This window comes from Bradyrhizobium sp. 215_C5_N1_1 (assembly GCF_052075935.1).
Lineage (GTDB): Bacteria > Pseudomonadota > Alphaproteobacteria > Rhizobiales > Xanthobacteraceae > Bradyrhizobium > Bradyrhizobium barranii.
The window spans coordinates 3,657,620-3,669,995 of record NZ_CP197228.1 but is presented as its reverse complement, the minus strand read 5'-3'; the positions used below and the strand labels follow the sequence as shown (position 1 = coordinate 3,669,995).

General features: G+C 63.0%; 11 protein-coding genes. 1 reads left to right on the top strand and 10 read right to left on the bottom strand.

The annotated features are described in order from the left end of the window. Positions 1 to 8 precede the first annotated feature (8 nt). The 8 genes from AB7G19_RS17505 to rpsL form a co-directional block, all read right to left on the bottom strand. The gene (locus tag AB7G19_RS17505; protein WP_007603019.1) at positions 9 to 311 is read right to left on the bottom strand and encodes a 50S ribosomal protein L23; all 303 of its coding nucleotides are present in this window, start codon (positions 309 to 311) and stop codon (positions 9 to 11) included. Then, positions 308 to 928, bottom strand: coding sequence for a 50S ribosomal protein L4 (gene rplD / locus AB7G19_RS17500; protein ID WP_011088150.1), 621 nt, complete (start codon positions 926 to 928; stop codon positions 308 to 310). Before rplD ends, AB7G19_RS17505 begins: the two co-directional genes overlap by 4 nt. 1 nt (position 929) lies before the next feature. After that, the gene (gene rplC / locus AB7G19_RS17495) at positions 930 to 1,643 is read right to left on the bottom strand and encodes a 50S ribosomal protein L3 (RefSeq protein ID WP_063982578.1); all 714 of its coding nucleotides are present in this window, start codon (positions 1,641 to 1,643) and stop codon (positions 930 to 932) included. Between the two features lie 53 nt (positions 1,644 to 1,696). Beyond that, positions 1,697 to 2,005, bottom strand: coding sequence for a 30S ribosomal protein S10 (gene rpsJ, locus AB7G19_RS17490; RefSeq protein WP_002712302.1), 309 nt, complete (start codon positions 2,003 to 2,005; stop codon positions 1,697 to 1,699). An 84-nt stretch (positions 2,006 to 2,089) separates the two neighbouring features. Next, a complete protein-coding gene (gene tuf, locus AB7G19_RS17485; RefSeq protein WP_063982577.1) occupies positions 2,090 to 3,280 on the bottom strand; it encodes an elongation factor Tu in 1,191 nt (396 codons plus the stop codon). 40 nt (positions 3,281 to 3,320) lie between these two features. Further along, positions 3,321 to 5,393, bottom strand: a complete 2,073-nt coding sequence (gene fusA / locus AB7G19_RS17480; RefSeq protein WP_071912837.1) for an elongation factor G — start codon at positions 5,391 to 5,393, stop codon at positions 3,321 to 3,323. A 30-nt stretch (positions 5,394 to 5,423) separates the two neighbouring features. Next, the gene (gene rpsG / locus AB7G19_RS17475; RefSeq protein ID WP_063982575.1) at positions 5,424 to 5,894 is read right to left on the bottom strand and encodes a 30S ribosomal protein S7; all 471 of its coding nucleotides are present in this window, start codon (positions 5,892 to 5,894) and stop codon (positions 5,424 to 5,426) included. Between the two features lie 15 nt (positions 5,895 to 5,909). Continuing rightward, complete coding sequence (rpsL, locus tag AB7G19_RS17470) at positions 5,910 to 6,281, bottom strand: 30S ribosomal protein S12 (RefSeq protein ID WP_007603006.1); 372 nt, start codon at positions 6,279 to 6,281, stop codon at positions 5,910 to 5,912. Positions 6,282 to 6,964: 683 nt separating this feature from the next. Between rpsL and AB7G19_RS17465 the strand changes: the two genes are divergently transcribed. Continuing rightward, entirely contained in the window at positions 6,965 to 8,218 is a 1,254-nt protein-coding gene (locus tag AB7G19_RS17465; protein ID WP_283016853.1) for an FAD-dependent oxidoreductase, read from the top strand. Here the strand turns inward: AB7G19_RS17465 and AB7G19_RS17460 are convergent. Further along, positions 8,131 to 10,164: an ABC transporter ATP-binding protein gene (locus AB7G19_RS17460; protein ID WP_283016854.1), complete on the bottom strand. Its 2,034-nt coding sequence runs from the start codon at positions 10,162 to 10,164 to the stop codon at positions 8,131 to 8,133. The two genes, AB7G19_RS17465 and AB7G19_RS17460, sit on opposite strands and share 88 nt — an antisense overlap. Before the next feature lie 132 nt (positions 10,165 to 10,296). Continuing rightward, the gene (locus AB7G19_RS17455; RefSeq protein ID WP_354095860.1) at positions 10,297 to 12,360 is read right to left on the bottom strand and encodes an FAD-dependent oxidoreductase; all 2,064 of its coding nucleotides are present in this window, start codon (positions 12,358 to 12,360) and stop codon (positions 10,297 to 10,299) included. Between the last annotated feature and the right edge of the window lie 16 nt (positions 12,361 to 12,376).

Here is a 12,376-nt window from a genome sequence, read left to right as displayed (position 1 = left end):
GTACGACCTTACAGACCGGTGGTCACGTCGATCCGGTGGCCCTCTTCGAGGGTCACGATCGCGCGCTTGCTGTTCGACTGCGAGCCGAGATTGCCGCGGAAGATCTTGGTCTTGCCCTTGCGGACCAGCGTGTTGACGCTCTTGACCTTGACGTCGAACAGCTTCTCGATCGCTTCCTTGATCTGCGGCTTGGTCGCCTTCGCGGCCACCTTGAACAGGACCTTGTTGTGCTCCGAGGCGATCGTCGCCTTTTCGGTCACGACCGGCGACAAGATCACGTCGTAGTGGCGAGGCTCGATGTTCTTCGTCATTTGAAGCGCGCCTCCAGCGCATCGATGGCGGCCTTGGTCAGAACGAGCTTCTGACGGCGCAGGATGTCATAGACGTTGATGCCTTGGATCGGCAGCACGTCCATGTTCGGGATATTGCGAGCCGCAGCGGCAAAGCCGTTGTTGAGCTCGGCGCCGTCGATGATCAGCGCGTTGGTCAAGCCGAGGCCCGAGAAGTGGCCGAGCAGAGCCTTGGTCTTGGCGGCTTCCAGCGCGGCCTTGTCAATCACCAGCAGATCGCCGTCCTTGGCCTTGGCCGACAGCGCATGCTTGAGGGCAAGCGCGCGGACCTTCTTCGGCAGGTCGGTGGCGTGCGAACGCACCACCGGACCGAAGGCACGGCCACCGCCGCGGAACTGCGGCACGCGGGCCGAGCCGTGACGAGCACCGCCGGTGCCCTTCTGCTTGTACATCTTCTTGCCGGTGCGCCAGATCTCGGCGCGGCCCTTGGCCTTGTGAGTGCCGGCCTGACGCTTGTTGAGCTGCCACTGCACGCAACGCGCAATGATGTCCTGGCGCGGCTCGAGGCCGAAAATGGCGTCGGAAAGCTGGACCGAGCCGGCTTCCTTACCTTCGAGGGTCGTGACCTTCAATTCCATCTCACGCCTCCTGCGCAGCCGGAGCAGCGTCCGCTTCGCCAGCAACCTTGAACTTGCCGGGCTTCGGAGCATCCTTCGGCAGCGGCTTCTTGACAGCGTCGCGCACGCGGATCCAGCCGCCCTTGGAGCCGGGAACGGCACCTTCGACGAGGATCAGGCCGCGCTCGACATCGAGCTGAACGACTCGAAGGTTGAGCGTGGTGATGCGGTCGACACCCATGTGGCCGGGCATCTTCTTGTTCTTCCAGGTCTTGCCGGGGTCCTGACGGCCACCGGTCGAACCGATCGAGCGGTGCGAGACCGACACACCGTGGGTGGCGCGCAGACCGCCGAAGTTCCAGCGCTTCATACCGCCGGCGAAGCCCTTACCGACCGAGGTGCCGGTGACGTCGACGAACTGGCCGACGACGAAATGATCGGCAAGGATCTCGGCGCCAACGGGGATCATGGCATCCGCGGAGACGCGGAATTCCTCGACCTGCCGCTTCGGCTCGACCTTGGCGACCGCGAACTGGCCGCGCTCTGCCTTGGGCATGTACACGGTCTTGCGGCTGCCAGAACCAAGCTGGAGCGCGACGTAACCGTTCTTCTCTTCAGTGCGGTGGCCTACGACCTGGCAATTGCCGAGCTTCAGCACGGTCACGGGGATATGTTCGCCGGCCTCTGTAAAGACCCGCGTCATCCCGACCTTTTGTGCGATCACTCCGGAGCGCATCGGCGTGCTTCCTGTTCTTTCTGTCCGCTAGTCGCGAACGTGATCCAAAAATCTTAGAGCTTGATCTCGACGTCGACACCGGCGGCCAGGTCGAGCTTCATCAAAGCATCGACGGTCTGCGGGGTCGGATCGACGATGTCGAGCAGGCGCTTGTGAGTGCGCATCTCGAACTGCTCGCGGCTCTTCTTGTCGACGTGCGGCGAACGGTTGACGGTGAACTTCTCGATGCGGGTGGGCAGCGGAATGGGTCCGCGGACCTGCGCGCCGGTGCGCTTCGCCGTGTTCACGATCTCGCGGGTCGACGTATCGAGGATACGATGGTCGAACGCCTTGAGACGGATACGAATGTTTTGGCCGTTCATTGCCGTGGTCTCTCTTTAGTGGGGGGTGGCGAATAGCGAATAGCGAATGTCACACTCGCTACGCGCCAATCCCTATTCTCGTAATTACTCGATGATCGAGGCGACGACGCCGGCGCCGACGGTGCGGCCACCTTCGCGGATCGCGAAGCGGAGCTTCTCTTCCATCGCGATCGGCACGATCAGGTGCACTTCCATCGCGATGTTGTCGCCCGGCATCACCATCTCGGTGCCTTCCGGCAGATGCACGACACCGGTCACGTCGGTGGTGCGGAAGTAGAACTGCGGACGGTAGTTGGTGAAGAACGGGGTGTGGCGGCCGCCCTCTTCCTTGGTGAGGATGTAGGCCTCAGCCTTGAACTTGGTGTGCGGCTTGACCGAACCCGGCTTGCACAGCACCTGGCCGCGCTCGACGTCCTCGCGCTTGGTGCCGCGGAGCAGCGCACCGATGTTGTCGCCGGCCTGGCCCTGATCGAGCAGCTTGCGGAACATTTCGACGCCCGTGACCGTGGTCTTCTGCGTGGCGCGCAGACCGACGATCTCGATTTCCTCGCCGACCTTGACGATGCCGCGCTCGACACGGCCGGTCACGACGGTGCCGCGGCCCGAGATCGAGAACACGTCTTCAACCGGCATCAGGAAGGGCTGGTCGACCGGACGCTCCGGCTGCGGAATGTACTCGTCGACATTCTTCATCAGCTCGAGGATGGCGTCATGGCCGAGCTTCTTGTCGGAATCTTCGAGAGCGGCGAGCGCCGAACCCTTGATGATCGGGATCTTGTCGCCCGGGAAGTCGTACTTCGAGAGCAGCTCGCGGACTTCGAGCTCGACGAGCTCGAGGAGTTCCGGATCGTCGACCATGTCGCACTTGTTGAGGAACACGACGAGCGCGGGCACGCCGACCTGGCGGGCGAGCAGGATGTGCTCGCGGGTCTGCGGCATCGGGCCGTCAGCAGCCGACACGACCAGGATCGCACCGTCCATCTGGGCGGCGCCGGTGATCATGTTCTTCACGTAGTCGGCGTGGCCGGGGCAGTCGACGTGGGCGTAGTGGCGGTTCTTGGTCTCGTACTCGACGTGGGCGGTCGAGATCGTGATGCCGCGCGCCTTCTCTTCCGGCGCCTTGTCGATCTGGTCGTACGCCGTGAACGTCGCACCGCCGGTCTCGGCGAGGATCTTGGTGATCGCAGCCGTCAACGACGTCTTGCCATGGTCGACGTGACCGATGGTGCCGATGTTACAGTGCGGTTTGTTACGTTCAAACTTTGCTTTGGCCATTTGACTCTCCGTTCAATCGTCAGTTCGAGACCGACGACAATCAGGCAAACTTCTTCTGGACTTCTGCCGACACATTGGCCGGCGCTTCTGCGTAGTGGTCGAACTGCATGGTGAAGGTCGCGCGACCCTGGCTCATCGAGCGCAGGTTGTTCACGTACCCGAACATGTTCATGAGCGGCACCATCGCGTTGATGACGTTGGCGTTGCCGCGCATGTCCTGACCCTGGATCTGACCGCGCCGGGAATTCAGGTCGCCGATGACCGAGCCGGTGTAATCTTCCGGGGTCACCACTTCGACCTTCATGATCGGCTCGAGCAGGACGGACTTGCCCTTCTGCAGCGCTTCGCGGAATGCCGCGCGCGATGCGATTTCGAAGGCGAGCGCCGACGAGTCGACGTCGTGGTACTTGCCGTCGACGAGCTGAACCTTGACGTCGACCACGGGGAAGCCCGCGACGACACCAGAGCTCATCACGCTGTTGAGGCCCTTTTCGACGCCGGGGATGTATTCCTTCGGAACCGCACCGCCGACGATCTTGGACTCGAACTCGTAGCCCTTGCCGGGCTCGTTCGGCTCGACCACGATCGACACTTCCGCGAACTGACCGGTACCGCCGGTCTGCTTCTTGTGGGTGTACTTGACCTCGGCCTTCTTGGTGACGCGCTCACGGAACGCAACCTGCGGCGCGCCGATGTTGGCGTCGACCTTGTAGGTACGCCTGAGGATGTCGACCTTGATGTCGAGATGGAGTTCGCCCATGCCCTTGAGGATGGTCTGGCCGGACTCCTGGTCGGTCGACACGCGGAAGGACGGATCCTCCGCGGCGAGCTTCGCCAGCGCCACGCCCAGCTTTTCCTGGTCGGCCTTGGACTTCGGCTCGATCGCGATCTCGATGACCGGCTCGGGGAATTCCATCTTCTCCAGGATCACCTGCTTGTCGGGATCGCACAGCGTGTCACCGGTGCGCGCTTCCTTCAGGCCGGCCAGCGCGACGATGTCGCCGGCATAGGCTTCCTTGATGTCCTCGCGGTTGTTCGCATGCATCAGCAGCATGCGCCCGATGCGCTCCTTCTTCTCGCGCGTCGAGTTCACGACACCGGTGCCGCTCTGCAGGACGCCGGAGTAGATGCGGCAGAAGGTGATGGTGCCGACGAACGGGTCGTCCATGATCTTGAACGCGAGCAGCGCGAGCGGCTCCTTGTCGTCGGCCTTGCGCACGACCTCGTTGCCGCGGTCGTCGGTGCCCTTGATCGCGGGCACGTCGATCGGCGACGGCAGATAGTCGACGACGGCGTCGAGCAGCGGCTGCACGCCCTTGTTCTTGAAGGCCGAGCCGCACAGCACGGGATAGAACGCGCCGGTCAGCACCGCCTTGCGGATCAGCCGCTTCAGCGTCGCTTCGTCCGGCTCGTTGCCGTCGAGGAAGGCGGCCAATGCGTCATCGTCGAGCTCGACGGCGGCTTCCACCATCTTCTCGCGGTATTCCTTGGCCTGCTCGACCATATCTTCCGGGATGTCGACATAGTCGAACTTCGCGCCGAGCGATTCGTCGTTCCAGATGATGCCCTGCATCTTCACGAGGTCGACGAGACCCTTGAAGTTGTTCTCGGCACCGATCGGAAGCTGGATCGCGATCGGCTTGGCGCCGAGGCGGTCAACGATGTCGGCCAGACACTTGAAGAAGTCGGCACCCGTCTTGTCCATCTTGTTGGCGAAGACGATGCGCGGAACCTTGTACTTGTCGCCCTGGCGCCAGACGGTCTCGGTCTGGGGCTCGACGCCCTGGTTCGAGTCGAGCACGCAGACGGCGCCGTCGAGCACGCGCAGCGAACGCTCGACTTCAATGGTGAAGTCGACGTGGCCGGGGGTGTCGATGATGTTCAGGCGCTTGCCGGCCCAGAACGCGGTGGTCGCAGCCGAGGTGATCGTGATGCCACGCTCCTGCTCCTGCTCCATCCAGTCCATCGTCGCGGCACCCTCGTGCACTTCGCCGATCTTGTGGCTCTTGCCGGTGTAATAGAGGATGCGCTCGGTGGTCGTGGTCTTGCCGGCATCGATATGCGCCATGATACCGAAATTGCGGTAGTTCTCTATGGCATGAACGCGAGGCATGGGTTGATCCTTAGATTCCGTGTTTCGCCGTTACCAGCGATAGTGCGAGAAGGCGCGGTTGGCTTCCGCCATCCGGTGCACGTCTTCGCGCTTCTTGACGGCGTTGCCGCGGTTGTTCGAGGCGTCGAGCAGCTCAGCCGAGAGCCGCTCGGTCATCGTCTTCTCGTTGCGATCGCGCGCGGCCGAGATCAGCCAGCGAATGCCCAGCGCCTGACGGCGCACCGAACGAACTTCGACCGGAACCTGGTAGGTCGCGCCGCCGACGCGGCGGGAGCGCACTTCGATCGTCGGCATGACGTTCTCGAGTGCCTGCTCGAACACGCCGAGGGGGCTCTGCTTGGTCTTGGCTTCGATGATGCCGAACGCACCGTAGACGATGCCTTCGGCGACCGACTTCTTGCCGGCGTACATCACCGAGTTCATGAACTTCGTGACGATGATGTTCCCGAACTTCGGATCGGGAAGAACTTCGCGCTTTTCCGCTGAGTGGCGACGAGACATTGAGCTGGTTCCCGCTTACTTCGGACGCTTCGCGCCGTACTTCGAACGACGCTGCTTACGGTTCTTGACGCCCTGGGTATCCAGAACGCCGCGGAGGATGTGGTAGCGCACGCCGGGCAAGTCCTTGACGCGGCCGCCGCGGATCATGACCACCGAGTGCTCCTGGAGGTTATGACCTTCGCCGGGGATGTAGCCGATCACCTCGAAGCCGTTCGTCAGGCGCACCTTGGCGACCTTACGAAGCGCCGAGTTCGGCTTCTTCGGGGTCGTGGTGTAGACGCGGGTGCAAACACCACGCTTCTGCGGCGACTGCTGCAGCGCCGGCACCTTCTTGCGCGACTTCTGCACTTCACGCGGTTGAGCGATCAGCTGGTTGATCGTCGGCATCCTGGCCTTACCCTTTGTTCTGCCGCGGCCCCTTCCGGGTCCGCTGTCTTGGCGCGGCCCGTTGCCGGATCCGCAATTCTTTTCGGGCCACCCGCCCGACGAGGTCGCCTCGCACGGAACAATCCGCACAAAGCGAAATTGCGCCAACCGCTCCATCACCGAGCGGAAAGCGTTACGACGCCACAGAGGACCGCAGTTTCAGGCCAATCAGCATAAAGCTACGGCCCGCGCACCGAGGTCATGCATCCGAATTCGATCTCAAGAGAACGAGCTCAAGAGACCTAAAATCGCACTGGCATTGCCTAGCTATGATCGACAGCGTTTGAGCGGCATTCGTCGAGGTTGGTGCCCGTCTTAGCGATCCCTGAGGATCCGATCCCTGGAGATCAACGGGTGGCCCGTTCCGACGCTGGCGATGCTCACCGCCTGTCGTTAAGTGAGGCGCTTTCTATAAGTGAGAGTCGGCCAAGTCAAGGTGAAACGACAGTCAGAAAACGCTTCTGCCACCTGACGAAATCGTTGTTTACCCGCACTCTCCGCGCCTGCCGGATATGGGGACCGGACGCCTGTTCCGCCAGCCCAAAAACCATTTATACCCGGGCTAAATGTACTTTTATAACCCTTACTAAGGCTTTTTTTCCTGTTGATGCGTCAATCTGCCGCCTGCGGCAGAGATTTGCACCATGCGCTACACCGACATTGCCATTATCGGCGGGGGATTGTCCGGCTCGACCGCCGCCGCAATGCTCGGCCGCGCCGGCATTTCGACGGTGCTGATCGACCCGCATGAGAGCTATCCGGCGGACTTTCGAGTCGAAAAACTCAGTGGTCACGTCCAGGTCGAGCGATTCCTGAAGACCGGAATCGGAGAATCGGTGCTGCGCCGCGCGACTTTTGCCGGCGAAAACTGGATCGCTCGATTCGGCCGGTTGCTCGACAAGGCGCCGAGTCGGCAGTTCAACATCCTCTACGATTCGCTCGTCAACGCCGTCCGCGACGAGATCCCTGCTGGCGTCGAGCGCATCTGTGCAAAGGCGGTCTCGCTCTCGACGAGCCCGGAGCGGCAAAAGATCACGCTCTCCAATGAGGAGACGATCTCGGCCCGGCTGGTCGTGCTGGCCAATGGCCTGAACGTCGGCCTGCGCCACCAGCTCGGCATCGCGCGAAAAGTCATCAGCGCCTGCCATTCGATCTCGATCGGGTTCGACGTGGTGCCGGCGGGGCGGAATTCGTTCGACTTCCCGGCGCTGACCTATTTCTCGGAACGGCCGAGCGACCGAATCCCCTACATCACACTGTTTCCGACCGGTCCGCGGATGCGCGCCAATCTGTTCGTCTATCGCGGCTTCGACGACCCATGGCTGCGCGAATTGCGCCGCGCGCCAGCCGAGACGCTGAACGCCGCCCTGCCCCGGCTCAAGCGCATCACCGGCGCCTTCGACATCGCCGGCGAGATCAAGATCCGTCCGATCGACCTCTATGTGAACGACGCAAGCGGCCAGCCCGGCCTCGTGCTGGTGGGCGATGCGTTCTCGACCTCCTGCCCCGCCGCCGGCACCGGCTGTGACAAGGTCTTCACCGACGTCGAGCGGCTCTGCAACGTCCATATCCCGGAGTGGCTTACCTCCGACGGGATGGATACGGACAAGATCGCAGGCTTCTACGCCGATCCGGTCAAGCGGGCCTGCGACGAATGGTCGGCGGCGAAAGCGTTCGAGTTCCGCTCCGTCTCGACCGCGACGAGTCCCTACTGGACCGCGCAGCGCTGGGCGCGCTTCATCGCTTGGTCAGTTCAAGGCTTGATGCGGCCGCTCGGAGGAGCAATTCATCTGGAGCCGAACTTCCTCGGTCACGCCTCCTCGTCGTCCTCGTCCTCATCATCCTCGTCGAGGTCGTCTTCATCCTCGTCGTCATCGTCGCTGTCGTCATCGGCCTGAGCCACAGCGCCATGCGGCTGGTGGATCTGGTCGTTCCACAGCTTGCGATAGGTGCCGTTCCTGGCGAGCAGCTCGGCATGCGAGCCGCGCTCGATCGCCCTGCCCCCTGAGATCACGATGATCTCGTCCATCTCGACCACGGAGGTCAGGCGATGGGTCGACCAGATCATGGTGCGCCCCTTCGCGACCTTCAGCAGCGTGCGGTTGATCGCGGCCTCGGTGGTCTGGTCGAGCGCCGAGGTGGCTTCGTCCAGCAGCAGCACGGAAGGGTTACGGATGACCGCGCGCGCAATCGCGATGCGCTGGCGCTGGCCGCCCGACAGCGTATCGCCGCGCTCGCCGACCGGCGTGTCGTAGCGCTGCGGCAGGCTCATGATGTAGCGGTGGATCTCGGCCTTCTTGGCAGCGTCCTCCACCTCCTCGTCGGTCGCGCCTTCCTTGCCGAGCCGGATGTTCTCGCGAATCGACATGTTGAACAGCATGTTCTCCTGGAACACCACCGCCATGCTCCGGCGCAGCGAATCCAGTGTCACCTTGCGGACGTCGACGCCGTCGATGGCGACGCGCCCCTCGTTGGGCACGTACAGCCGCAGGATCAAATTGAGCAGCGTGCTCTTGCCGGAGCCCGAGGGGCCGACGATGGCGATGCGCTTGCCGGCGTTGAGCTTGAGGCTGAGATTGTCCAGCACCGGCGTCTGGCTGCCTTCGTACTGGAACGTCACGTGGTCGAAGGTGATGTCGTTGGTGATGCGCGGCAGATCGGGCGCGCCGGGACGATCGGCGCCGCGCGTCGGCTCGTCCAGCAGCTCCTGCATGTGGCGGATCGCGGCGGCCGAGGAGATCGACACCGGGATGAAGTGCATCACGTGGGCGATGTTGTAGGAGACCTCCCAGAACGCGCTCTCGAAGGTGACGAAGGTGCCGATGGTGATCTGGCCCTTGGTCGCCAGATACGCGCCGATCGCGAGCACGACGAGGTGCAGCAGCAGCACCGAAATGGTGACCGTCCGCTCCACCATGGTCGACAGGAACGCAGCCGAAGCGATCTTGCGGCGGGTCTCGTCGTTGCGGAAGCTGAAGAAGCCGAACATCTTGCGTTGCAGGCTGAACGCCTTGATCACGGCCTGCGCGGCCACGTTCTCCTGCACCATGCCGAGCAGCGCGCTCTCGTTCTGCTTCTGCTCGTAATTGGCCTGCACCGCCTTCGGGGTGAGGATGCGCGGCCCGATCAGCGTGATCGGGAACACCAGCAGCGCGACCGCGGCGAGCTGCCAGTTCAGGAACAACATCAGGATGATGCCGGCGATCAATTCCAGGAACGGCAGCGCCGCACTGTTGGCGAAGGTCTTGACCGAGCCCTCGAAGGCCGAAAGGTCGACGGAAAAGCGCGACAGTATCTCGCCGCGCTTGGTGCGGCCGAAATAGGCCGCCGGCAGGTCCTGGACATGCTCGAACAGGCGCTTGCGGACATCGGAGATGATGCAGGCAGCCAGCCTGGCGTCCCAGCGCTCGTACCAGACCGCCACGATCGAGGTGAAGATGCCGGCGACCGCGAGCACGCCGAGGATCTTGTAGAGCGCCTGGAAATCCTCCTCGCCGAGCGCGTCGTCGATCAGGTACTTCAGGCTGAGCGGCATGATGACGTTGAACAGCGTCTCGACGCAGACGCCGAACGCCACGAATGACAGCATCCGCTTGTAGTTGGACAGGAACGGCTTGACGAAACCCAGGATGGTCGCGAGCGCGCCTGCGGCCTCGCGCGCGGTAAAGACGACGAGCTCCTCGTCCTCATCGTCGTCGTCGAGCTCCAGCTCGTCATCCTCCTCGTCTTCGTCGTCCTCGTCGTCTTCGAGGTCCGCCTTGACGGGGACAAGCTTGTCGTCGAGCTCGGCCGCCTCTTCCGTGGCGAGTTTCTGTTTGTCGGGCGGGAGGGGCTTGGACGCCATGAAACCAACCGATGCTGACGGCCGGCATGACCGCGGAGAAAGCAGGAAATAGCAGCAACCGCTATCGCACCGATTCTATGCGATCATGACGAATTCGGCAAAGCAATTGGCTACGCCGGTCCGATCCTGTCTCTAGTCGTCGTCCTCATCCTCGACCTTGTCGAAGAAGGAATAACGCAGGCTGTCGGCGTCGGCGTACCACTGGCCCGGGCCCTTGTTGGCGGCAAGCGTCGCCTCCCAGAGCGCGTCGGTGCAGTCCTTGCGATGCATCGACAGGTCAAAGCCGTTGCCGAAGAACAGCTCGGACCATTCCCACCAGGTGCCGAGCTTCTTGACGCCGCGCAGCAGGTCGTAGCGGTCGATCACCACTGAAGCCATGTCCGAGGTGATCGAGCCGAACACGAGGCCGGTCTTGACCACGCGGTTCAGTTCGCGGATCGCGCGGACCACCTGCTTCGGGGAAACATGGCAGAGGCTGGTCTCGAACACGAAGTCGAAGGCGCCGTCCTTGAACGGCATGTCGGTGATCGAGCCGAGCTTGTTGTACTTCTTCAGCGCCTTCGGCGTCCTGGCGTGGATGGCGCGGTTGTTCTCGATGCCGAAGGCATCGATGCCGCGATCGCGCAGCGCGCCGACCAATTCGCCGCTGGCCGAGCCCGCGACCAGCAGCTTGGCGCCCTTGGCCTTGCCCCAGACGATGCCGATCAGCTTGGTGAGATAATCGGGATCGGTGAAGTGGCGCCAAGCTTCGCTGTAGGGACCGAGGCCGCGATAGTTCTCGAAATAGTCGCGGTCGATCTTGTCCGAGACCGGCTCGCCCTCCTCCTGTCCGCGCTCGCGGCGCAGGCGCATCATCTCGGTCAGGATGATGTCGGTCGCCGCGTCCGAGGAGTCGAGCAGACCGTTCAGCGTGGAGTCGAACAGATAATCGCCGACCACCACGATGCCGGGATGCTCCTTCGGCTCCGGCCGGTGATTGGTCATGACGTCGCGCACGGGCAGACCGCCGGGGATGGCGTTCACCGACGACAGCCAGCGGTGGATCTTGCCTTCCACGAAATGCGAACGCGCATCGCCGAGCGAGGCGGGCAGCGATTTCAGTGCGGCGTCGATCAGCTCCTGATCCGACAAATTGGCGAAGGCCAGCGCGTCGGAGCCGGGAATCAGCCAGTTCAGCACGCCGTGCTTGCCAACGTCATGGCGCGCGCCCTCGTTGTAGACGCAGCAGCCGCCGAAGGCTTCCGACATGAACCAGGCGCCAGAAATCTTCTCGCCCCAGAACTGCGTGTCGAACAGGATCGAGACGCGCAGATAGTGCGCGGGACGATCGAAATACGAGACGTGCTTGACCATCGACTTGCGGAGCTGCTCGCCTTCCCAGCCCATCGTCGCGAGCCACGAATGCGGCAGGCAGACCAGCACGAGGTCGAAGTCGCGCGTCTCCGGCCCCTTGCCGTTCATCATCTTCAGCTGGTAGCGGCCGGTCGGCGCCTTGCCGACGGTGAGCACGCGGTGATTGAGTTGGATGTCGGCGTTGACCTCCGACTGCAGGCACTCGATCAGCTGCTCGTTGCCGTTCTGTATGGAATAGAGGCCGATATAGCCGTCGACATCCATCAGGTAGTTCTTGAGCGCGTTGAGCCCGTTGGTGTTGTGGCTTTCGGTCGCGATGTCGGAGCGCGCCATCACCTTGAAGAAACGCTTTGCGGTTTCGTCCTCGACTTCCTCGTCGAGCACCTGCTCGGCGGTCTTGTAGGCCCAGGGATTCTCGTTGTCGTGCGCGCCGACGCCCTCGTAATATTCGATCGGCGTCATCGCCTCGGCGCAGCGGTTCCGGAACGCCTCGATCGCAGCCGCAGTCTTGGCGCCGTATTTGCGGCGCATGCCCGCGACGTCGTTGAGGAGCTCGCCGCCGAACTGCACCTGCTCGGCGTCCATCGGAATGGTCTGAAGTCCGAAATGCTGGATCAGCTCGCGCAGCGGATCGGGACCCGTCATCGAGTAGTCGTAGATCTCGGCAACGCCGGCCTCGTACATCGCCGGCGCGGAATCGAATTTGCGCGTGACGATCTTGCCGCCGAGCCGGTCGGAGGCCTCGTAGATGGTGATGCGGCAGAGGTCGCCGAGCTTACGCTTCAAGTACCAGGCGCTCATCAGCCCGCCGGGGCCGCCGCCTACGATTGCGAGATCAAGCATATGAGTTCCGTGGTCT

What these genes read in the sequence shown, in the direction of transcription:
- AB7G19_RS17505 (WP_007603019.1), bottom strand. Translation starts at nt 311, where the DNA reads ATGACGAAGAACATCGAGCCTCGCCACTACGACGTGATCTTGTCGCCG.
- rplD (WP_011088150.1), bottom strand. Translation starts at nt 928, where the DNA reads ATGGAATTGAAGGTCACGACCCTCGAAGGTAAGGAAGCCGGCTCGGTC.
- rplC (WP_063982578.1), bottom strand. Translation starts at nt 1,643, where the DNA reads ATGCGCTCCGGAGTGATCGCACAAAAGGTCGGGATGACGCGGGTCTTT.
- rpsJ (WP_002712302.1), bottom strand. Translation starts at nt 2,005, where the DNA reads ATGAACGGCCAAAACATTCGTATCCGTCTCAAGGCGTTCGACCATCGT.
- tuf (WP_063982577.1), bottom strand. Translation starts at nt 3,280, where the DNA reads ATGGCCAAAGCAAAGTTTGAACGTAACAAACCGCACTGTAACATCGGC.
- fusA (WP_071912837.1), bottom strand. Translation starts at nt 5,393, where the DNA reads ATGCCTCGCGTTCATGCCATAGAGAACTACCGCAATTTCGGTATCATG.
- rpsG (WP_063982575.1), bottom strand. Translation starts at nt 5,894, where the DNA reads ATGTCTCGTCGCCACTCAGCGGAAAAGCGCGAAGTTCTTCCCGATCCG.
- rpsL (WP_007603006.1), bottom strand. Translation starts at nt 6,281, where the DNA reads ATGCCGACGATCAACCAGCTGATCGCTCAACCGCGTGAAGTGCAGAAG.
- AB7G19_RS17465 (WP_283016853.1), top strand. Translation starts at nt 6,965, where the DNA reads ATGCGCTACACCGACATTGCCATTATCGGCGGGGGATTGTCCGGCTCG.
- AB7G19_RS17460 (WP_283016854.1), bottom strand. Translation starts at nt 10,164, where the DNA reads ATGGCGTCCAAGCCCCTCCCGCCCGACAAACAGAAACTCGCCACGGAA.
- AB7G19_RS17455 (WP_354095860.1), bottom strand. Translation starts at nt 12,360, where the DNA reads ATGCTTGATCTCGCAATCGTAGGCGGCGGCCCCGGCGGGCTGATGAGC.